The sequence below is a fragment of the Phycisphaeraceae bacterium genome (genome assembly GCA_040222855.1).
In the GTDB taxonomy this organism is placed as follows: domain Bacteria; phylum Planctomycetota; class Phycisphaerae; order Phycisphaerales; family Phycisphaeraceae; genus Mucisphaera.
On the sequence record JAVKCD010000025.1, the window covers coordinates 262366 to 284163 of the forward strand.

At 58.9% G+C, this 21798-nt stretch carries 23 protein-coding genes and 1 tRNA gene; 11 read left to right on the forward strand and 13 right to left on the reverse strand.

Translation table 11 applies throughout. The features are described from left to right. Positions 1-60: 60 nt before the first annotated feature. Positions 61-1371, forward strand: coding sequence for a Glu/Leu/Phe/Val dehydrogenase (locus RIG82_10935; GenBank protein MEQ9461453.1), 1311 nt, complete (start codon positions 61-63; stop codon positions 1369-1371). On the opposite strand, the gene nadD is transcribed toward RIG82_10935, so the two are convergent. Both nadD and RIG82_10945 read right to left on the reverse strand, forming a co-directional pair. Continuing rightward, positions 1368-1985, reverse strand: coding sequence for a nicotinate (nicotinamide) nucleotide adenylyltransferase (gene nadD / locus RIG82_10940; protein MEQ9461454.1), 618 nt, complete (start codon positions 1983-1985; stop codon positions 1368-1370). The two genes, RIG82_10935 and nadD, sit on opposite strands and share 4 nt — an antisense overlap. A gap of 9 nt (positions 1986-1994) precedes the next feature. Then, the gene (locus tag RIG82_10945) at positions 1995-2693 is read right to left on the reverse strand and encodes a hypothetical protein (protein ID MEQ9461455.1); all 699 of its coding nucleotides are present in this window, start codon (positions 2691-2693) and stop codon (positions 1995-1997) included. An 11-nt stretch (positions 2694-2704) separates the two neighbouring features. Here RIG82_10945 and RIG82_10950 point away from each other — a divergent pair, with 11 nt between their 5' ends. Continuing rightward, the gene (locus tag RIG82_10950) at positions 2705-3313 is read left to right on the forward strand and encodes a hypothetical protein (GenBank protein MEQ9461456.1); all 609 of its coding nucleotides are present in this window, start codon (positions 2705-2707) and stop codon (positions 3311-3313) included. 47 nt (positions 3314-3360) lie between these two features. Continuing rightward, positions 3361-3927, forward strand: coding sequence for an NADH-quinone oxidoreductase subunit C (locus RIG82_10955; GenBank protein ID MEQ9461457.1), 567 nt, complete (start codon positions 3361-3363; stop codon positions 3925-3927). Positions 3928-3954: 27 nt separating this feature from the next. Here RIG82_10955 and mnhG read toward each other — a convergent pair whose 3' ends face one another. Genes mnhG through RIG82_10990 form a run of 7 tightly spaced genes read right to left on the reverse strand, consistent with a single transcriptional unit; the run spans position 3955 to position 10280 of the window. Next, positions 3955-4293 carry a monovalent cation/H(+) antiporter subunit G gene (gene mnhG, locus RIG82_10960; protein ID MEQ9461458.1) on the reverse strand — a complete coding sequence of 113 codons (339 nt, stop codon included), beginning with the start codon at positions 4291-4293 and terminating at the stop codon, positions 3955-3957. Between the two features lies 1 nt (position 4294). After that, positions 4295-4702, reverse strand: a complete 408-nt coding sequence (locus RIG82_10965) for a monovalent cation/H+ antiporter complex subunit F (GenBank protein ID MEQ9461459.1) — start codon at positions 4700-4702, stop codon at positions 4295-4297. After that, positions 4699-5178, reverse strand: coding sequence for a Na+/H+ antiporter subunit E (locus RIG82_10970; protein ID MEQ9461460.1), 480 nt, complete (start codon positions 5176-5178; stop codon positions 4699-4701). The genes RIG82_10965 and RIG82_10970 overlap by 4 nt, the downstream gene beginning before the upstream one ends. Further along, positions 5175-6815: a proton-conducting transporter membrane subunit gene (locus RIG82_10975; GenBank protein ID MEQ9461461.1), complete on the reverse strand. Its 1641-nt coding sequence runs from the start codon at positions 6813-6815 to the stop codon at positions 5175-5177. Before RIG82_10975 ends, RIG82_10970 begins: the two co-directional genes overlap by 4 nt. Then, entirely contained in the window at positions 6812-7318 is a 507-nt protein-coding gene (locus RIG82_10980) for a sodium:proton antiporter (protein ID MEQ9461462.1), read from the reverse strand. The genes RIG82_10975 and RIG82_10980 overlap by 4 nt, the downstream gene beginning before the upstream one ends. Then, the gene (locus RIG82_10985) at positions 7315-7737 is read right to left on the reverse strand and encodes an MnhB domain-containing protein (protein ID MEQ9461463.1); all 423 of its coding nucleotides are present in this window, start codon (positions 7735-7737) and stop codon (positions 7315-7317) included. Before RIG82_10985 ends, RIG82_10980 begins: the two co-directional genes overlap by 4 nt. After that, complete coding sequence (locus tag RIG82_10990; GenBank protein ID MEQ9461464.1) at positions 7734-10280, reverse strand: proton-conducting transporter membrane subunit; 2547 nt, start codon at positions 10278-10280, stop codon at positions 7734-7736. Before RIG82_10990 ends, RIG82_10985 begins: the two co-directional genes overlap by 4 nt. Before the next feature lie 201 nt (positions 10281-10481). Here RIG82_10990 and RIG82_10995 point away from each other — a divergent pair, with 201 nt between their 5' ends. Further along, positions 10482-11018, forward strand: coding sequence for an HIT domain-containing protein (locus tag RIG82_10995; GenBank protein ID MEQ9461465.1), 537 nt, complete (start codon positions 10482-10484; stop codon positions 11016-11018). A 25-nt stretch (positions 11019-11043) separates the two neighbouring features. Here RIG82_10995 and RIG82_11000 read toward each other — a convergent pair whose 3' ends face one another. Beyond that, a complete protein-coding gene (locus tag RIG82_11000) occupies positions 11044-11418 on the reverse strand; it encodes a PilZ domain-containing protein (protein ID MEQ9461466.1) in 375 nt (124 codons plus the stop codon). An 82-nt stretch (positions 11419-11500) separates the two neighbouring features. Between RIG82_11000 and cobA the strand changes: the two genes are divergently transcribed. The 6 genes from cobA to RIG82_11030 all read left to right on the forward strand — a co-directional run bounded on the left by cobA (position 11501) and on the right by RIG82_11030 (position 16036). Next, positions 11501-13060: a uroporphyrinogen-III C-methyltransferase gene (gene cobA, locus RIG82_11005; GenBank protein MEQ9461467.1), complete on the forward strand. Its 1560-nt coding sequence runs from the start codon at positions 11501-11503 to the stop codon at positions 13058-13060. Positions 13061-13143: 83 nt separating this feature from the next. Continuing rightward, complete coding sequence (locus tag RIG82_11010) at positions 13144-13320, forward strand: histone H1 (protein MEQ9461468.1); 177 nt, start codon at positions 13144-13146, stop codon at positions 13318-13320. Positions 13321-13341: 21 nt separating this feature from the next. After that, a complete protein-coding gene (locus RIG82_11015) occupies positions 13342-13812 on the forward strand; it encodes a 3-hydroxyacyl-ACP dehydratase FabZ family protein (GenBank protein ID MEQ9461469.1) in 471 nt (156 codons plus the stop codon). A 145-nt stretch (positions 13813-13957) separates the two neighbouring features. Continuing rightward, positions 13958-14389 carry a hypothetical protein gene (locus tag RIG82_11020; protein ID MEQ9461470.1) on the forward strand — a complete coding sequence of 144 codons (432 nt, stop codon included), beginning with the start codon at positions 13958-13960 and terminating at the stop codon, positions 14387-14389. A 119-nt stretch (positions 14390-14508) separates the two neighbouring features. Further along, entirely contained in the window at positions 14509-15735 is a 1227-nt protein-coding gene (locus tag RIG82_11025; GenBank protein ID MEQ9461471.1) for a Gfo/Idh/MocA family oxidoreductase, read from the forward strand. Between the two features lie 227 nt (positions 15736-15962). Then, positions 15963-16036, forward strand: a tRNA-Asp gene (locus tag RIG82_11030). 369 nt (positions 16037-16405) lie between these two features. Here RIG82_11030 and RIG82_11035 read toward each other — a convergent pair. The 3 genes from RIG82_11035 to RIG82_11045 all read right to left on the reverse strand — a co-directional run bounded on the left by RIG82_11035 (position 16406) and on the right by RIG82_11045 (position 19997). Further along, positions 16406-17716, reverse strand: a complete 1311-nt coding sequence (locus tag RIG82_11035; protein ID MEQ9461472.1) for a M20/M25/M40 family metallo-hydrolase — start codon at positions 17714-17716, stop codon at positions 16406-16408. Positions 17717-17745: 29 nt separating this feature from the next. Continuing rightward, positions 17746-18684: a prepilin-type N-terminal cleavage/methylation domain-containing protein gene (locus RIG82_11040; protein MEQ9461473.1), complete on the reverse strand. Its 939-nt coding sequence runs from the start codon at positions 18682-18684 to the stop codon at positions 17746-17748. A gap of 77 nt (positions 18685-18761) precedes the next feature. After that, positions 18762-19997 carry a cyanophycinase gene (locus RIG82_11045; GenBank protein ID MEQ9461474.1) on the reverse strand — a complete coding sequence of 412 codons (1236 nt, stop codon included), beginning with the start codon at positions 19995-19997 and terminating at the stop codon, positions 18762-18764. A 554-nt stretch (positions 19998-20551) separates the two neighbouring features. Between RIG82_11045 and RIG82_11050 the strand changes: the two genes are divergently transcribed. Next, a complete protein-coding gene (locus tag RIG82_11050; protein MEQ9461475.1) occupies positions 20552-21739 on the forward strand; it encodes a hypothetical protein in 1188 nt (395 codons plus the stop codon). Positions 21740-21798 lie beyond the last annotated feature (59 nt).

A 21798-nucleotide genomic window follows, 5' to 3' on the forward strand; every position in this document is an offset into this window, starting at 1 on the left:
TGTGATCCCATCTGATGCACGATTCTTCTGAGCATCACTTACTGACCTGAAATGACTGGTATGAATCAGCAGAGCGACGCCTTTAAAATCCTTGATGAACTCGGCTTCCGCTACGATCCTGTGAACCTTTACCAGCAGGTTCTCGGTTCCGTCCTGCGTGCCGCTGAAGTCGTCGATGCTCCACGGTACCTGCGCCTCATCATGGCCCAACCGAAGAATGAGCTGATCGTTCACTTCCCTGTTCAACTCGACACCGGGCAGTGGCGTCTTTTTAAAGGCTATCGCGTCCAGCACAACAATATCCTGGGCCCCTACAAGGGCGGGATTCGTTACCACGCTGACGTCAGCCTCGATCATGTCAAAGCTCTTGCCGTTTTGATGACCATGAAGTGTTCCCTGATGCGGCTGCCCTTAGGTGGAGCCAAAGGCGGGGTCCAGGTCGATCCATATTCACTCACCAACGGCGAGCGTATGCGACTGACTCGGCGTTTCGTCTCCGCCCTGGGCGAAAACATCGGACCCGACCACGACATCCCCGCCCCTGATGTCGGCACCAACGCCCAGACCATGGCGTGGATGGCCGATACCTACGAAAACTTTTCCACGACCCATGGCCGTCTGGGCGGGCAAGCCATCGTCACCGGCAAACCTCTTGAGTTTGGCGGGTCGCATGGCCGCGAAAAAGCTACTGGACAAGGGCTTGTCTACGTTCTCGAACAGATGATGGACCCGCTTGGCATGAAGCTTTCGGGTATGCGTTTTAGCCTGATCGGCTACGGCAACGTCGGTTCGTGGACCGGCAAGCTCCTCTGCGAGCGTGGGGCCAAGCTCGTCGCCGTCATCGACCACACCGGAGCGATCCGCAACCCTGCCGGTATCCACGCCCACGCCCTTGCCGATTACGTCAAAGAACACCATGGCGTCGCTGGTTTTGATGGTACCGAAGCGATCGATGAGAAGGCGTTCTACAGCGAAGACGTCGATATTCTTATCCCTGCTGCTCTTGAACAGATGATCGATGAGCAACGCGCTGAGTGGATCAAAGCCAGCGTCGTCGCTGAGGGAGCTAACGCTCCGATGACACCCGAAGGCGAGCGTGTGCTGTTGGCCAAGGGCATTACGGTGCTGCCCGCCATCCTGTGCAACGCAGGCGGTGTGACCGTTAGTTATTTCGAGTGGAAACAGAATCGCCAGGCCGAGACCTGGGAAGAAGAGCGCGTCGATATGGAACTCCGCGAGCACATAGTCGCCGCCGGACGACTCGTTCGAAGCGCTGCCGAGCAGTTCGACTGCGATCTGCGAACCGCTGCTTACATCGCCGCCTTCGAGCATCTCGACGTCGTCTACAAAATCCGCGGAATCTTCCCTTAATCCCGATAGAGACCATGCTGCTTGATGTAGTCACGGACTCGAGCGGGAACGCTCTTTGGGATTGGTCCGCCAGAGCGAATCGCCTCGCGGATCGCTGTTGCGCTTAGGTCAGTCGAATCAACCTCAACCAGCCGCCTTCGCCACCGCTCTGCCTGGTCAGCAGCGAGTCCATCGATAAACAATTCTGCGGTCAAAGGTGGGCGGATCATCACCGCGGGTGGGGCCAACCTCTCAATCCGCTCCGGCTCGCGCCAGGTATCAAACACCGCCGCCTGATCCGAGCCGATCAACAATCGCAGGTGCGTGTTCTCAGGATGATCTCGTCTTAGCGCCTCGAGCGTCTTGACCGTGAATGACGGATCATCTGCGGGAGCATCCAGCTCACGGATATCGATTCGAGCGTGCTCTCGATCCGCTAACGCCAACCGTAACATCGCTAATCTGTGTTGGCCATCTGTAATCCGCTGGCCCACTTTATGAGGCGGAACCCCCGCAGGCACATAAAGAATCAGGTCAGCATTCAGCGCGACCCGAGCTTGTTCTGGCAACTCAAGGTGCGCGCGATGGGGCGGGTCGAACGTCCCGCCAAAAATCAGAATCGTCCGCTCGCTCATTTCCAGAGTCTACGCGTTTGCCTCGACCTCGTTGGCGACGGCTTGGGCCAGTCTTGCTGTCGCTTTAGCTGCTTGTCGCATAAACCGTGCCGTCGAAAACCATCGATCCGGGCGACGCAACAGACTCCGGGCAAGGCCCCACGGTGCGATGACGCCTTCCGGATGAAGCCAATCGTCAATTCCGGGCGGAAGCGTCGTTTGGGCATCGTCAGAGATCACCCGGAGGGCCCCGAGGTTCACCCGTCCGGACAGTCGCTCGGCAATGGCATACGTCTCCATATCAATTACGGCAGCCCCGACCTGTCGCCGTAGCATGGTTTTCTGGTCAGCATCAACAATGATTTTTGATGTGCTCAGGAGTTCAATCTCATCCAACCCTGTGCCATCCAGCGGAATTGATCCCCCGGTTTCATTAACCACCCGAACCGGGCGACATACATCGCCAGCCTGCAACACCGGGTCCAACGCCCCCCCCAGACCGACCACCAGCACCCGTGGCAGGCCGGCTGAGAGCTCTGGCAGATCAGGGATACGATCAACCGCTCCTGATCCTATGCCAACGACATGCAACGTCATGCCGCCACCGGCCCAGGATCTTTGCCCCGAAGGTTTCAGCCTCAACCGCCGCGCAATCGGTCGGGCTTCGGAGGTTGTTGGCGTCAGGATGAACGTGTGCACGGCGATTGGTCCGGTGGGCGTCAGCCCCATATGATAAGGACATGAAGGTAACGATCGACACCAACCAGGTCACCCTTGACGGCCAAACTCTTGGCGAAGTGCTCGACGAAGCCCGTATCCTCCTCGAAGATCAGGGCCGGGTGATCGCCTCGGTCGAGCTGGATGGCAGGCCACTCGTGGGCGACGGCCTCGATGACAGCCGCGACCTGGAGATTGCTGACGGGACCCTCTCACTTGGCTCTGAGGACGTCACGATGCTCGCTACCTCGGCGCTTGGTGAAGTCGATGAAGCCCTCTTAGCCGCTGAAGGCCTGCAGACCGAAGCCGCTGACCTGCTCCAAGGCGATGACCCGATCCCGGCTTTTGAGAAAATCGGCCAAGCCATGAGCATCTGGATGCAGGCCCAGCAGGCGGTGGCCCAAGCGGCCATCATCACCGGCATCGATCTCGAAGAACTCGCGATTGAAGAGCGATCTGCCAGCGACGACATCGAGCATCTCCGCGAACGACTCGAACAGCTCAAAGATATGATGGTCCGTGGTGACACGGTTGCTCTCGCTGACACGCTGGCCTATGAGTGGCCCGAGTCTGTAGGGCGCTGGCGTGGCCTTGTCCGCGGGCTGACCGATCAGATCGTCAACCACCCCTGAAACCTCAAGCAGGGGGGTAAACCGAGACCCCCGGAGTCCAGACCTAGATGAGCCAGCCGCAGCTAAATCACCCGACTCTTCCACTGCTCAAAGCGCAGTTTCCAGACAACACTCTGTACGCCACCGAGTTCCGCGGGCAGACCACCGTCGTCGTCACGCCTGCGGACCTTCACGATGTGCTTGCCTTCCTCAAGCAGGACGATGGTTCCCGTTACGCGATGCTCAACGACATCGCCGGCATCGACTACCTCAACTACCCCGAGCCCAAAGGTCTGCCGCCCCAGGGCCGGTTTGGCGTGATCTACAACCTCACCAGCCTCGACAACGATCTCCGGGTCTTTATTAAGACCTACGTTGATCCCACCATGGATACCTCTGGGATCGCTGAAGACCCCGCCCTCGAACTTGATTCTGTTACTGATCTCTGGCCCGGTGCCGAGTGGCTAGAGCGCGAGGTTTACGACATGTTTGGGATTCGATTCCGCAACCACCCCGACCTCCGACGCATCCTGCTCTGGGAGAAGTATCCAGCACACCCGCTGCGAAAAGATTATCCCGTCCGCGGTCGTGGTGAACGCGAGACCTTCAATGTTGTCGATCGCGACTCTGCCTGATCAACGCTCCGTACCGTTATCACGACATCACGAAGGCTGGTCTTCCGACCACTCGTCTGAGAGCGTGCCTTCCCAAAGCGGGGCACGATCGAGCAGCGCGGCTTTCGCCAGGATATGGGAGCCCACCGGTACGGCCACGCACGCGAAGACCAGCGTCACAATCGCCTTGGTCACGACAGCCAGCGTTCCGATGTGAAACACCGACGCCAGCAGCAAACCGGCCAGGCCAAGCGTGGCGCACTTCGACGCTGCATGGAGCCGGTGATATGTGTCAGGCAGCCGGACAATACCGATCGCCCCGATGAGCATGAAGGCCATGCCGATGAGAAGCGTCAAAAGCGTCAATGCATCAGTGAAGTAACTCATCCTAGGCGGTCTCCTGATTTGCCGAGGGGCCCTCGCCCTGGGCCCGTGCACCGATGTATTGCCCAAATGCAACGGTGCTTGCGAACCCGATGATCGCTACCGTTAGAGCCGCGTCAAAAAAGGCATCAATTCGTGTGCGGATCGCCAGCACCAAGACCAGCCCCACCACCTGCAAGCCTAATGAATCCGCAGCCAGAACACGGTCGGCGAGATGGGGGCCCTTCACGATCCGGTACAGGCACAGAAGAATGCCCGCGAACATCGTGATGACGCCAATCCACAGGCAGGCCGTGATCAACGGATCGATGAACGTCGAGGGGTCCGGTGGTGGAAGATGCCCGTAGTGGTTGGCGGTCGCATCATCAACCGGCTTGGCCGCTGCCAGGATCAGGGAAGGAGTCGTGTTCATGCTCGGAAGACCTCCTTGAGGATACGGTCACGAAGCATGTCCAACTCAGCAATCGCTTCCTCGCGCGTGCCCGCATACATCGCGTGGATGTACAAGTGTCGGCCATCCTCGGAGATATCCGAGGTCAGAGTGCCAGGCGTCAGCGTGATTGCGTTTGCAATCGTGGTCTTCTGGACGTCTGTCAGACCATCAACGTTGTAACGCAGGATTCTGGGCTTCATGTGATGCGTAGGCGTCAGCACCTCGTAAGCCACCTGAAGATTGGCGATCACCAGAATCCGGACGAAATACCAGCTAAAGGCGATGAGTCTCGTGATGCTCTTGAGGTAGCTACCATCGCCGGTCAGTTTTGATACCAGCACCGTGATGGCAAAACCGATGAGCAGACCAAACGCAAGGTTGATCGTCGATACCGATCCCAGCAGCGCCATATAGAGCGTGGCCAGGAACAGATTCAGCAGAAACAGGCCAATCATGGTGCGGTCCTCAACGCAAGGTTCTCGGTTGGCGTGACCGTGGGCTGATCCATCGTGTCCGACCAGGCAATATCACCCAGTCGCCCGTCGCCTAGAACCGCCTCGACATACGCCGTGGGGTTGTAGAGCTGCTCGCCAGCAACGAACGCAGCCTCATAGGCCACTGGAGCACCAAAGCCAAGGAACAGCGCCATGGTCACGAGCATTACCGTCCCGATGTACGCAAAGTGGTTTGATGACCGTACCACCGCAGCGGGTTCTGCCTCAGGAGACGGCCCCGGATTCCAGAAGCCATAGCTCCAGATCTTCAGCATCGACAGCAACGTGAGTGCTCCGGTGAGTAACCCGATGATCGCCAGCCACCACAATCCCGCCGACCAGCCTGACTGGATAATCACCATCTTTCCGAAGAAGCCTGACAGCGGTGGGAGCCCAACAAGACTCATCGCCGCAACAAAAAACAGTACACCCAACCACTTGTCGCGCTTCAGCAGGGAACCGAGCTTATCCAGGTCGTCAGTCCCTGAATGCTTCTCCATCAACCCGCAGCACAGGAACAGCGAGCACTTCACCACCATGTGCTGGATCATGTAGAAGGCGCAGCCTGCCAGAGCCTGCCCAGTCATGACGGCGATCCCGAACACCATGTAACCGACCTGGCTGATTACATGAATCGACAGGATTCTTCGGATGTGGTGCTGTGACACGGCGCCGAGCACCGCGAGAAACATGGTGAATGCCGCGGACGCCGCGATCAGTGCCATGATCAGCACACGCATGTCCGAAGCCTCAACACCAATCGGCGGGGCCTGAGCAAACACCAGCGGGAACAGTCGGGCGATGGTGTACACGCCGACCTTCGTCAGCAGTCCGCCAAACAAACCACCAATCGCGATCGGCACCGTCCAGTAGGTATCCGGAAGCCAGAACCAGAGTGGGAAGAACGCACCCTTTAGCCCAAACACAAACAGGAACAGCACGCCGATCGCTGTAAACCCGACCGGCAGACTTTCGCCATTGGCCTGAGCCTCGGCAACGATCCGTGCCATGTCAGCAATATTCAGCGTGCCCAGCATGCCGTAAACCATCCCGGCACCCATCAGGAACACCGTCGAGGCCAGAATATTCAGCAGAACATACTTGTAAGCATGTCGAAGCTGCTGATCCGACGCCCCAAGGCAAAGCAGGGCGTACGAAGCCATCAGCATGATCTCGAACGCCACAAACAGGTTGAACAGATCGCCGGTGAGAAAGCTGAGGTTCACACCAAAAATAAGCATCTGAATCAGCGGATGAAAATACCGGCGTTCCACCTTTGGCTGCAGTGTCGAGAAGCTGTGGATGTAAGCGCCGAGTGACACCGCCGCTGCCGCTGCAATCAGCATCCCCGAGAAACTGTCAAACACCAAGGTGATGCCATAAGGAGCGGCCCAGCCACCCATCTGACTCACGAGGATGTCCTGGCCGGGCACGATAGCGCAGAGCGTTGAAACCGCACCCAGAAAGAGCGTCGCGAAACTGATCACACCGAGGATCCGCGACGGCCACTGGTGGTTCACGAGCGCCACACTCAGCAGCCCCGCAAACAACGGGACCAAGCAGTAAAGAACGATCAGGTTGGATAGATCAGGGATCACGGCGTGGCGATCTCCTCGGGTCGACCCGATGCCCGGGCGCTTGGGTGAGGGTTGTTGAGTGTCGGATCAGGGATCGGGGCATTCCACCTAGCCGAAAACGCCTGGCGCTCAGGATCCACGCCCTCCGGGTTGTCGTCGAAATCCTCAAGATCAAGGGTCCCGGTCACACGACCGGTCACCACGATCAACGCCAGCAGAAAACCCATCACACCGAAGCTGATCACGATCGCTGTGAGAATCAGCGCCTGCGGCAGCGGGTCCACCATGTTCGACAGCGGATCCGCTGCGTCCTCGCCATAGCCAAGAATTGGTGGGAGCTTGAGCGACTTACTGCCCTCGGCGGTTGTGATCACCGGCGACCGACTCATCGCAAGGATCACGAGATTGGCGGAGTGACCAATCAGAAACACACCCATCGCGATACCCTTGAGCTCTCGGCTCAGGAGCAAGTACATCGCTACAGCAACGGTCACCGCAACACAGACCGCGAGGATCACTGTCATAGCTCAAGCTCCTCGCTGAATCGGCTGATCATCCCCACGCAGATGCCGACCACAACCAGAAAAACACCCACGTCAAAAAACATCGCTGATGCAATGTGCAGTGATTCTCCAAACGGTAGATTCAGGTCCCATAGATAAGATCGCAGCAGGCCCTCCCCAACAAACAGCGGGGCCACCGCCGTCGCCAAGGCGATCGACAGCCCTAGCGATACCAAGACCCGAGGGTGGCAGGGCAGTAGCTTGTCCAGTTCGGCAGCCCCCGATGACATCCGGAAGATGGCGAGGGTGGCCGCCGCCATAAGGCCACCAATAAACCCGCCGCCCGGTTCGTTGTGACCCTTAAACGCCATATACAGGGCAAACACAAGCCCGATAGGCAGGATCAGACTCATCGAGATTCGCAGGATGATCGTGCTCATGCCGGTGTCGGAACCTTTCTCCGGCTGGGCAACAGAGACCACACACCCAAGGCAGCGATCGCCAGGACCACCACCTCCCCGAGCGTGTCCCAACCGCGGAAATCAACCAAAATCACATTCACGATGTTCGACCCGCCACCGCCTCGCTCAGAGAGCAACGCGGAGTTCGGATCGCCATAGTAACTGTTCTGAGCAAACACGGTGCCCAGCAGAGCCGAGTCATCAATCGGACGATCAGCCGTTGCCGCCAAGAGTGTCATCCACCCCATCACCAGCCCCACCGCCACGCTGACCGCGATTCGCATCGGCCGGCCGGCATGACTCTGCGGCTGGTCTCTAGGCAGCAGGCGGAGCACGACCACAAACAACAGAACCGAGATAATCTCGAACATCAACTGCGTCAACGCGAGGTCAGGAGCCCGGTATATCAGGTAGATCCCCACCACCGCGAAACCACAAGCTCCTAGCAGCAAAATACGTACGACGCGGATCTCCGTCGCCGGGATGCACAACGCCGATCCGCATACCAGCATCCCCATCAGGAGCCCCGGCCAGTACTCGAACCACGCTGAGAGATCGCCGAGCGCAACCAACGCGACCTCAATCATCCTTGTGTCGTTGACCACTGCACCGGCGAACATTGCCAGGAAGGTAAACAGCACAATCAACATGTACTGACGCAATCGGCCTGTCTGGACCATCCTGAAGACACGGCCACCACCGGTGACGGCCAACCAGTAGGACGCGGGATAGATCGTGTCGTGCACATCCACCACCGCGCGTCGAAGGTGAGGCAGAAAACCGACGATCACGCCACCGATTATCGCCGCCAGCGAGCAATAAAGCGGCACGCCAGGATGCGCCACCAGGTACCACACGCTCGGCACGCCCTGAGCGAAACTTTCGTAGAACGCAAAACGCTCACCGGACATAAACACCGAGTTCCACAAGCCGGGGAATAGCCCGCCGACATACTGCGGGATCACCAGAAGCAGACCCGGCAACCAGATCAGCGAACCCCACAAGCCACCCTCAGGTGGATGCGCGTGGTGGTGATCATCGTGATCCGGAACAGCGAACGCACCCATCCCGCCAGGAAGTCCCAACAGCGTTGTCGCCAGTCGGACAAAGATCGCGACATTGCATACCGCCGTCACGATCGTCATCAGCATCAGCAACCAGAACCATGCCGACACCTCTGTCGCGTGGTAGATCGCATACAAGAACAGTTCTTTGGCCTGGAAACTGATCGTCCCCGGTCCCGCAGCCAGTCCGTACCCCGCCAGCAGCAACACCAGGCAGGTGGCAGGGAACTTGTAGAACGCTCCGGTTAACCGCGTGATATCTCGTGACAGGAAGTGCCCGATCGCTCCCGCCGCGATAAACAGCGGAGCCTTGTAAAAAGCATGATTCGCGATCTGGGTCAGGTCCAGATCAATCGCTGGCAGCAGGTGCGTGATGCCATCATTGCCCACGTGTGGGTATGTGATCGCGCCCAGCCCGTACATCGCCATCAGCAGCCCAAGCTGCGACACGGTTGTGTAGGCAAAAATCCGCTTGAGGTCGTGCTGCTGGATCGCAATCACCCCGCCCAGCAGCATCGTGATCGCTCCCAAGCCAATCAACAGCCAGGGGAACAACGTGATTTCCGACATCGCTGGCATGATCCGGCCCGCGAGGAACACACCCGCCTTCACCATCGTCGCCGAATGCAGGAACGCCGACACAGGCGTAGGAGCCGCCATGGCACCTGGCAACCAGTAGTGGAACGGCCATTGGGCCGATTTCGTCGCGGCACCAATAAAAATCAGTAAAAACGCCCCGATGACCCAAGGATCAGCCAGATCGATCTGACCAATCTGCGCTGTCAACTCGGACCACCGCCAGATGTCCGTGGTGACGCCCAGCAGCAGAATCCCGCCGAACAAGCCCATCCCGCCCAACCCGGTCGTGAAGAACGCCTGCATGGCGAGCTTCACGGCCTTCTTGTCGTAACGGTCCCAGCCGATCAGTAAAAATGACGAAATCGACGTCATCTCCCAGAACAGCAGCATCTGTAGGGTGTAGTCAGACACCACGATGCCCAGCATCGCTGTCATGAAAAAGCCAAGCGTGGGATAGAACCGAAACAGCGAGTCCTTATCAGGGCCGAAGTATCCTCGCGCATACAAAACGATCATCAGCCCGATGCCCGACACCAGCAGCGAGAAGAAGATCGACAAGCCATCGGCATTAAACGCAAGGTCCAGATTCAGGTCAGTCATCCACGGGATGACACCACTTGTCGGAAGCGGGATCGCCGCGTAGGCACTCGCGCCCGAAGCATGATGCACCTCTGCATGACCACCATGCCCCGCCACATGAACCGCAGCGGCCTCATAGATCTGAGTCGAACCAACCCAGAGCAACCCAAACGCAACCAACGGTCCCAGCGCAGCCAGCAGCACGCGTGGTGTGATGCTCTCTCGCGGGAGCAGCAGCGTCAGCAGACCCGTGGCTAACGGGGCCAATACGGCAAAGAGCATGATCCAGGCTGCGTCCATAGCCCTTCCCAACTGGGGGTTCCCGACCGACGACCCATGAATATCAAGGGCCCAAAGGGCCCAACATGCTACGCCCAACAGCATTCAACTGCCCAGCACGTCGCCATCATCGGAATCTCAGGCCCCCATACTGCGGAATTGCGAACCGCCCGATAGCTCCAGCCACCATCAAGTAGCTATCGGGCTGTTACTCTGATCGCCATGAGCGAACCGCGACCCCTCTGGGCCCCCTGGCGCATCGACTACCTCCGCTCAAGCCATCCCGATATCGAGCAGAGTGACTGTTTCCTCTGCCTCGCTGGTGAGCCTTCCCCCGATCAGGCCACCCTCGATGCGCGACTCGTCCTGGCCCAGACCGAGACCGTCTCGGTTCTCCTCAACCGTTACCCCTATACCAATGGCCACCTTCTGGTCGCGCCCAACCGCCACGTCGCCGAGCTGAGCGATCTCGATCACACCGAGCTGACAGCCCTCATGCACGCAATCGCATGGGCCGAAAAGCTCGTCCGCTCCGCCGTCTGCGCCCAAGGCGTCAACATCGGTATGAACCTCGGGCGATGCGCCGGCGCCGCTGTTCCCGGTCACCTCCACGCTCATGTTGTCCCCCGATGGAACGGCGACGTGAACTTCATGGAAACCATCGGCAACGCCCGCATCATGCCCCAGGCCCTCGAACAAGCTCTCGATGACCTGCGTGTGGCTATGAAAAAAGCGGAGCCATTAAGCTCCGCTTCATAAGTTCTAAACAAATAAGGTTAGGGGCTCAGGCCGCCATGATCTGCCGGCTGTACCGGATCCCGATCCTCGTCTCTCCCTCATCGCCAGACGACTGTCGGACGATCGTTCCTTTCAGATCAAAGCCCTTCTCGGGACCATGAGGCGGGAAGAAAATCGTGATCTCATCCCCCAACTTCGCTGGCTCCTGGCTCAGGGCACCGAGACCGGTCTCCGACATGTCCGACAGCGACATCGCACAGATCTTCCTGCTGGTCACCGACCGGTTCAGGTCTTCCCGTGACATGATCAGGGCTGTGACCTTGCCTCGCATCCGCCGGCGGATACTCTGCCTGCGTTCAAAGAGGAACGAGTCGGGTTCCACATTGGCATCCGGTGTGAGTCGAAGTGATGCGTTTGACATGATGAACCTCCAAACGGATGTAAGGGCTTCTGCCCAACGGTCTCATCGGAAACATCGGTCCGACAACTGCTAAGGTTGATACGTGCAACAAGAAAGCCCGAAAAGTCCTCTCCCGGGAGTCTGCCTGATCGGCGCAGGCCCCGGCGACCCCGGCCTGCTCACCGTCAAAGCCCTCGACCGACTCCGCCAGGCTCAGGTCGTCATCTATGACGCCCTCGCCGACCCCTCTCTGCTCGCACAAGCCCCTCCCGATGCCATCCTGATCGACGCTGGCAAACGCGCCCGCGACCATAAACTCACTCAGGACCAGATCAACCAAAAACTCGTAGAACACGCAAAAACAGGGCGTTTTGTCGTTCGGCTCAAGGGAGGAGACCCCTACCTTTTCGGCCGTGGGGCCGAAGAAGCTGTCTATGTTGCCAGCCACGGATTGGACTGCGAAATCATCCCGGGCGTTACCAGCGGACTTGCCGCACCAGCCACCGCTGGCATCCCCGTCACCCACCGGAACCTTGCTTCCAGCGTGACGCTCATCACCGGACACGAGACACCCGACAAGCCCGAGTCAAAACTCGATTACCGGACCTTGGCCGCCCTTGCCATCGCGGGCGGGACCCTCTGCTTCTATATGGGTGTGGGCCGAATGTCTGCCATCCTCACCTCACTCGTCGAACACAACCTCGACCCCGCCACCCCAGCCGCCGTCGTCCAGTGGGGCACCCTTCCCAGGCAGCGGGTCGCCCGCGGCACCGTCTCCAACCTCGACAAGCTCGCCAACAAGGCCGGGATCAGCTCGCCTGCCATCATCGTTGTTGGCGGGGTCGCTGGACTCGACGAACCGGGTCTTCAGGGCTTCATCCGACGCCCTCTCATGGGCCAGCGTGTCCTTGTGACCAGAACCCGGGTCCAGGCCTCACAACTCACCGACCTCCTCCGCGAGCAAGGCGCAGAAGTCGTCGAAGCCCCCACTATTCGCATCGTCCCAGCCAAGGACCCCGCCGCCCTCCGCGCTGTCGTGCAACGGCTCTCTCAAGTCAACTGGCTGGCCCTCACCAGCGCGAACGCCGTCGATAGCCTCGCCGAAGTTATGGATGAGCAAGGCCTGGATGCACGTTCACTTGCGGGCCTGGCCGTAGGCGTCATCGGGAGCAGCACCGCCCGGCGACTCCGCGAACGACTTTCCATCCGCGCCGACGTCATCCCTCAAGAAAGCCATGGCGGGGCGCTCGCCGATGCGATGCAAGCCGCCTCGCCACAGCCCGGCAGGGCACTTCTCTTGCGCGCTGATCTGGGCGGAGTCGATCTCCCCGACCGCCTCAGGCAGGCGGGCTGGGAAGTCCACGACGCCGAGGCCTATCAAACCCAACCCGTCGATAGCCTCCCCGAGTCTGTCGTTAATGATCTCAAAGCAGGTCAGTTCGACTGGGTCACCCTCACGAGCTCTTCTACAGCGGCGAATCTGGTATCGCTCCTCGGCGACGATGCCCCATTACTTTCAACCATCAAACGCGCCTCTATAGGGCCCATCACATCAAAAACGCTGACCGACCTCGGCTACCCGCCGAGCGTTGAAGCCACGAACGCCTCGATAGACAGCCTCGTCCGGGCGATCGTCCGAGAGACGGACAAAAAACAGCCCTAGCTTGCCCAGAATCCGCCTTAACGCTACGCTCATCCGCAGGAACGGACCATATCTAATCGAGACCCATCAATAGGAATCCTGACATGCTTGACAACTATCAGCGTCTGAAGGATCTCATCGAAGCCATCGAAGACGACATTCGAAAAGCCGCGGGCGGGAACAAAGCCGCTGGTACCCGTGTCCGCAAGCAGATGCAGGACATCAAGAACACAGCACAAGAACTCCGCAAGCAGGTCCTGGAGACACGCACCGAAGACTAACTCGGTGTATCTATCCATCTCATGCCAAGCCTACTATTCGATCTACCCGACCTGGACCCGCCTGTGCCGGCGCTCGATGTCGCGCAGATTGAGGCCATTAATCCCCATCGAGGGATCATGCGCCTCCTCGATAAGGTCGTCTATAAAACACCCGAACTCGATCGCATGGTCGCCATCAAAGACATAGGCGACGACGAGTTCTGGGTACCCGGCCATATCCCTGGAAGACCGATCTTCCCGGGGGTCCTCATGATCGAGGCCGCAGCCCAGGTCTCTAGTCTCCTCTACCTCATGCGGACTCCAGATGTAAAGTTCATGGGCTTCGTTGGCGTCGATGATCTCCGATTCCGTGGACAGGTGGTCCCAGGCGACCGTCTCGTGATCCTGGCACTCGAAGTCGAGTTTCGCAGGCGACGATCTATCTGCGATGTCCAAGGCGTTGTAGGCGATAAAGTTGTCTTCGAGGGTCGAGTCACCGGTATGCCGCTCTGATCACTTCCCAAAGCATCGATCCGCCTCCCGGTAGATATAGATAACGAAGATTCGCCAGAGAAACGAACATCAGTGTTCATTTTCTAGTAACATATTTAGTCCAAAGATAGTACGAACCCTAAGTCTGTTATCAGGAGCCTGTTTCATGTCCAAAGCCGCCGCAGCCGTCGCTGAGATCCAGCGCATGATCAAAACCCTCCAGGCCGAACGCCAGAAGCACGTTGATGCCATCACCGAAATCGATGCCACCTTCGATGGACTCGGACTGGCAGGTGAAGCCCCCAAGCGTCGTGGCCGCCCCGCTGGCAAAAAGAAAACCGCTGCCAAGCGTGGGCGCCCCGCCGGTCGACGTAAAAAGCGTGGCAGCTTCAAAGTCACAGGCGAACAATCCATCCTCAACTTCGTCGGCAAAGCAGCCAACCCACCCAACGCCAAGCAGATCAACACACACTGGTCCAAAGAAGGCCGTGGCGGGAAAGCCGACAACACCATCACCAAGCTTGTACAGGCCAAACAACTCGAACGAATCGAAGTCAAAGGTCAGCGCGGCGGACGCTACAAACTCAAGAAAAAATAACCATAATAAACAAGCAAACCGCTACCACCCCGCGCGTGAGGTGAACACCACCCGCTCGCGGGGTATCTTATGCGCAGGGGCTCTGCCAGCACCTCTCTATACGATTACGGAGTGACACCATGGCCAAATCCAAGACAAAAAACAGCAAGACCCTCGGCGTTGCCCTCATTGGCTCTAAGTTCATGGGCAAGGCGCACTCGAACGCCTACCTCAACGTCAGCAAGTTCTTCGACCTTCCCCTCGACCCGAGAATGGTAATAGCCGCCGCCCGTGACCCGAAGGACCTTGCCGCCTTCTCCAAACGCTGGGGCTGGGAACGCTCCACTACCGACTGGCGCCAGGCCATTGCCGATCCCGAAGTCGATCTTGTCGATGTCTCCACGCCCAACCACCTCCACGCAGAGCAATCCATCGCCGCCCTTGAAGCTGGCAAACACGTCGCTTGCGAGAAGCCTCTCGCCGGAACCCTCGACGAAGCCCGCTCGATGGTTGAGGCTGCCAAAAAGGCTCGCAAGCAGCAAACCTTCGTCTGGTTCAACTACCGCAGAGTCCCCGCGATCGCCTTCGCCAGACAACTCGTCCAGGAAGGCCGACTCGGACAGATTTACCACGTCCGCTGCGTCTACAAACAAGACTGGGGCGGGCCCGAGACCCCACTGCTCTGGCGCTTCCGCGGTAAAGACGCTGGCTCCGGAGCCCTGGGTGACCTCGGCGCTCACATCATCGACGCTGCCCGCTTCATTACAGACGACGAGATTGCCGAGATCACCGGTGCGATCCTCGAAACCTTTGTTAAAGAGCGAGCCATCGTCGAAGAAACCGCTGCCAAAGCCGCATCCCTCAAAGGCAACAAGAAGAAGCGCAAAACCAAACCCAATATGGGACGCAGCACCGTCGACGACGCGGCCGTCTTTACTGCCCGCTTCAAACAAGGTGCTATCGCCACCTTCGAAGCCACTCGACTCTCTACAGGCGACAAGAACGGCAACCGTATCGAGATCCACGGCGAGCACGGCGCTATCCGCTTCGGCTTTAACCGCATGAACGAACTTGAGTGGTATGACAACACCCTTGAACCACGTCTTCAGGGCTGGAGCACCATCGACGTCACCGATGGCGACGCAGGACATCCTTACGTCGCTAACTGGTGGCCCGTCGGACATGGCCTCGGCTACGAGCACGGCTTCATCAATCAGCTCGCCGACACCTGCCGAGTGATTGCTGGCAAGAAAATCTCCGCTCCCATCCCCGACTTCAAGGACGCCTACCAGACCCAACGCGTCATGGAAGCCGTTGTCCTTTCCGCCCGTAACCATGCCACGATCAAGCTCTCAGAGGTCAAGTAAACCGCTCTCCCAACGCTTATGCCGTGCTCCCGCCTCCTCCCTCGACTTTCTTCACAACCGAGGGGTGGCAGCGGTGCAACGCTGGGATACACCGGAACGTGGTTTCCCTTACCCTAGACTCTCTTTTCTCAAATCCCCACACTCGCACGGGGAAAAGGCCACACACGGTTTGACACCCACTGGAGATCGGCTACATTTCTCCTTCTCGACACGGCCTGGCCGTCGTCGGGGGTGTAGCTCAATTGGTTAGAGCATCGGACTGTCGATCCGAAGGTTGCGGGTTCGAGTCCCGTCACCCTCGCTTAAGTATCTGTAAATACTGAGCTTAGAAAATGCGAGAGCATCGGACCATAAGTCTGGTGCTCTCCTTTTCTTTATGCCCTCCTACGCGGCGGGAGGGCGGTTTCGCAGGAGTTTGGCCTGCGCCGGTACTGACATATTTGCTGACTTTGATCCGATGATCGAATGGCCTGATTGGCACAAATCCGACATGTTCGAGACCGGTATCAAACTGCTCTTAAGTCAGCACCACCGCAGCCTCCCTGAGCTCGGTGATGATCTCCTCTTGACAATGCAGCTTCCTGGCTATGAACCTGTTGTTCCCATTTCTGCCAGACCATCATTCGAGATTCAGCCTGGACTCGGTTACAGGCGGCAGGTCACAGCGGGGTTAATCAACTGGACCAGCCCGATCTGGCTCGCGATACAGACGCCGATGCTCATCCTCCCACCGCTCGCACCAGCCGCGAAACTGCTCATAGATTCCGCCCGATGTCTCGATCCGCTCGGTCATCGATATCATCAATCGCACCAGATTCCCCCAGTCACTCACATCAATCACCTCTGAGTCGAGCTTCCCCGTCTCACGGTTGTAGTTGTGATAGTTTCCCAGCGGAATACAAACCGCTCCCGCCTTACCCGTCCACGCCTGAAACACACTCGATTCACACGTCCCCCCGTCCATCAAGCGACGCTGAAACGTAAAATCTTTGTGCTGCTCGCACAGCCCCGCAGCGCATTGCTCCGCCCACGCACACACCTCAGGGTCAAAAATCCCCGAACGATCCCCCACCCTTACGATCGGCCCCGAGCCCAAAGGCGTCAAAGGCAACGCCTTGCTCGTCTCTACACTCACCACCAGATCGGTCAACGCACCCTCATCCTTGTGATCATCGAAGTTCTCCCTGCAATACCGAATAGCCCCAAAAAAACCGCCTTCCTCGCACCGCGTAAACAAACAGGTCACCGGCCGCCGAAGCTCGCCTCGCTTCAGACTGTCCATCAGACAGACCAGCGCCGCCACACCCGCCAGATCATCCACTGCCGGAGCACTCATCCGACCATTGAGCGTGATCGGCTCCCCCAGATCCCACATCCCAATCGACCCCGGCTCGACCGCACCCTCCACCCTCAGGTCCACCTCCGCTACATCGCCCGCAGCGTTAAAACTCACCACCCGCTCCACCACCGCCGTCACACGACGCCCACCAATCCGCAGCCTCCGCGACACACCTTCGTCATTCATGAGCCCCGGCTCGATCTGATCCAGCCCCTTACCCCCGGTCCAGAACACGACCCGCGACCCTACAAACAGCTCCTCCGGATAACGCCCCATCCAGTGCGCACGCAGCAGGTCCTCCCCTTTCTGTTCAACCGCCCAGAAACCAATGTGATCCATGTGAGCCGTGAACATCAGCCGCTTGAGACTCTGATCCGGCTTCTCCGGCACAAACTCAACCACAATATTCCCCGCCTCATCACAACGCACCGGCAGCCCGCGATTCTTTGCAAACTGCCACACCCACAGCATCACGTTCTGCTCGTGAAATGGTGCCGTCGGAAGCCGCATCAACTCCTGAGCAAACCGCAGCCACCGTGTAGGCGGGTGAAACCGCTGACGCAACCGCTGACTCAGCGACACAGCCCGCTCATCCGGGCCAAAGTCCTGCGTCCGCAACCGATTCAGCTCGCGTCCGTCCATGCAACCATTCTACGCCACCCAGCCCAGCCTCAATAGTCGTACTCGGGTACAAGCCCACTGGTTGCAGTAATGTCCACCAGACTCAAAGCCGCTTTCGCTCTGCCCCCTCCAGCCGAAAAGTTCACCATCGCGTCCAGCAGCGTCTCGACCTGTTCCCGCGCGCCGCTGACAAACGAGACGTGCCCGTCCATGAACCCGAAGCTCTGGCCTCGTTCCCCGTGATTATCCACCTTCTTATCGCTACCAGGCAATGCGACGGGATCCACATCTGCGATGCCGTAACGACCCGCCGCATCATTCTCAGCCAGGATCGCCACTGCAGACGTCTGGCGTACCCAGACATCCGTCTTGATGCGTGCGTTTGGAACCACGTCAGTAGATATCCAAGGCGTGTAATATTCTGTATCAGTAACAGCGAGCTCATCGACGGTCCCTGTGCGGTACTTACCGAACTCAGCCCAAGAGTGCAGGTCATAGCTGTGCCCACCCGCCTCATCAACCGCGCCTTCAGCTGCATTTCTATATAGATCGGTCAGAGGCTGGTACTGCTGCCCGGGGCGGTTCGTTACGTTACGCGCTGGCTCACGAGGCTCTGGAGATCTAATCTGATTCGGCGTGCTTGGACAGATCGCCGCATCGAATGTATTCCCGAAGATACCCTCTCCAAACTCATTCTTGCCCACGATATACATCGGGAAAAAATCGGAGATATTCTCCCCCTGAATCGTATCCGCATTCGGGAACGGCACACGATTCTTCTCATCCTCCGCGATGATCACCGAAGCCTGCACCATTGACCGCACATTACTCGTGCAGATCAGCGTCCTCGCTGTCTCACGAGCACTCCCCAGCGCCGGCAGCAGGATCCCGATCAGCAGGGCGATGATCGAGATCACCACCAGCAACTCAATCAACGTAAACCCGCGCCGACCCACGCTCGACGCCATGCTCATCATTCGATCATTCATCCCAAGGGTCTCCGACTAAGGCCCCGCCACATCGGGCAGGACCAGGTGAATCTGTCTGTGACGCAGGCCCGCGCCAATCATTCCGACTCTCTCCGCTCGATAGCGGCAAGACGCTCAGCGACCCGCCCCTCAATCCCGTCCACGGGCTCAATATCCAGTCGCACCCCCACAGCCGTCAGGCTCCGCCCATCACCCTCGCCTCGAAGAAAAAACCGACTTTCCTCATCCGCCGTCATCCGATAGACATAGTTGTCATCCGTTGCCATCACCACGCGCCCCCGGTCATCCGCCAGCGCCTCGACCATCCGGAGCACCGCGTAGTTATCCCAGACCCCCAACTCCGCTGCATACTCAGAGATAACCACACGCTCCTGCTTGGCTTCAACCCGCCCCTCAGCGATCGCAGCCTCACCAAGCTCCAGATCAACGACATCCCCTTCACTCAGCACACTCAGCCGCACACCCGACCAACCATGCCCCTCCCGCTCCGATGACGCCAGATCGATCATCGTCAGGCCGTGGTCACCAATCACACGGGCCTCTCCAACCCCAAGGTCCACCACCATCGCGCTGTTCTCACTGACCCCAAAACCCAGCCGAGTGTCGAGATGGTCCATCGCTACCAGCAACCGCCCGAAGCGACCCCGCCTCAAAAAGTGCTGGTCCACCAGCCCGTAACCAAATAACCCCATCCCCTGCACATACCCCACGCCCGGCACGTCATAACCCGGGTTCGCGCCCAGCAGCATCGCATCAGCGCTCCGCCCGCCCGTGATCATCCACTCGCTCATCATCGCAGCGCCCGCCGAGGTCCCCCCAACAGTCCCTCCCTTGGCAAGAACCTCAAGCACAGCCGCATAGCTCAAAGTGTCCCCCGTCTCAGGGCGCATCGCCCGAAGAATCCTGATCTGATCCCCGCCAGTAAACCACAGCGCCCCGCACGACGCCAGCTCCCCGGCAACCTCAGCCGTCTTCAAGAGCTCGGGCTGATCATGTCGGAGGGCAGTGTCATCAATCAGCTCCGGCTCCTCCGAATACTGCCGCAGATCTCCTACCGTCAACGGACCCGAACGCTCCGGGACCCCACTCGCCAGCGGGATCACGGCGACACGTGATCCCGCTGAAGTCCCCTCCAGAAAGGCTCGGTAGATCGCAGCATGGTCAGACTTCAACGCACCCCCGATGATCACCAGCCGCCCACGATCAGGAAACTGATCGCCAAACGCTCGGTCCCCATTCAACAAGCCGACAAACATAGTCAGCGACAGCCAGAGACTGAATGCAAAGGCGGATGTCAACTCATTCACTCGCATCAACAACACTCCTGCCACACGTCCCATCACGACGCCAAACAGCCATGACAAAAAGCCAACTGGCTTGCTTAATCAGTCACCCCTCACGCCTTTGGGTATCTGAACAAATAACACATGCGATTAGCGGAAAACGCCAACCCATCGTGCTTAATCCGGCTCTCTCAGGAGCCTTCTTGTTCAGGTGATCAGGTGCGCTACAGCCAGCCGCAAAGCTGCCCGGAACGATTCCTGACCCAGCCAAACTACATCCGAACCCTCGAAAGGTCAATCATTTTATGACCATAAGCCTAGAACTTAGATTGTTTAACAACTTTCACCACAGAGAATCATTGACACGGCACCCTTCACAGGACAACATAGCGTAGGTAAAAGACCCCGAGTTCTTCGGGCGACCATCACCCCCATCAACCTGCTCATGGCTCAGGGACATTACATGCTCTGTGATCCGCCTTGTCCTGGCACTTGCCCGACAACGGCAGAGGGCTGATTAGCACGCGACCAAACACCGCCACGGCCTGTTCCGATAGACACATCCCAATAGGAGGGAAAGAATCATGAAGACCTCGACAAGCACGCTGCTCCTCACCGCACTCTTCACCACCGCCTTCGGCATCACCCAGGCCGCTCAAGCCGCCAACACACTCCCGTTCACCGAAACCTTCTCCGACTCCGCCGGCGACGGCTTCGACCTCACCCCCTTTACCGATAGCTCCGCCTACCCCTTCGCCGTTAACAACGCCGCAGGCACATTTGACGTCGACATGACCAGCGGGGCCCGCTCCTACTCCACCATCGAAGTCTCCGGGCTCAACCCCATCATCGGCACCGCCGTCACCATGACCACCGACTTCGATCTATTTGACAACACCACCTCCACCACACGAGTCGGCTTGGTCCTCTTCGGCGAAATCGCCGACACACAGGACGATCCCGGCGCCTTCCTCGCCTTCATCTCCGAGCCATCGGGCTTCAACCAGACGTTCTTCGGCACCCCCGAGTTCGTGCTCGAAAATCGGCCCGCCGTCGATCCAAACCCTCGCCAAGTCGTTTCCGACTTCTGGGATGTCTTCACAGGAGCTCTGAACTACACCACCTTCACCCTCTCTGTCACCGCCACCATCGCCGACAACCTCGGCACACCCGAACTCGTTCTCGACTATTCACTCTTCGAGACCGACAACCCCGGCAACGGCACGGAGACCGGACAACTCATCTCCGTTCTCGAAGCCATCCCCACCGGCGACTTCTTCGGCTTCGCCGTTGACCGCAACTCCGCAGGCCCTGAGTCTGCCCTTGCCTTCGATAACTTCTCGATGTCAGTCACCGGCAACGGAACCAGTGCCACACCCGGTGACTTCAACGCCGACACCCTCGTCGATGCCGACGACATCGACCTGCTTACCGCCGCCATCCAGGTTGGTTCCACAGACCCGCAGTTCGACCTCGACGGCCTCAACGGCGTTGACGCTGGCGACCTCGACGAGATCCTCTCGCTCATCGGAACCATCCCGGGTGACGCCAACCTCGACTTCGAGGTTGATCTCATCGACCTCTCCGCACTCGCCTCCAACTTCGACGGCACGGCCGGTTGGGCCGGCGGAAACTTCAACACCGACACCGTCGTTGACCTCATCGACCTCTCGCTGCTGGCCTCGAACTTCGGCAGCACGGCCCCGGCTCCCGAACCCGGCAGCCTGGCCATCCTCACCCTCGCCAGCCTCGTCATGATTAAACGCCGCTAAACCCAAGGCGTTGACCTCGACCCCACCCGACGCCACGCCCCAACCCGGGCGTGGCGTCT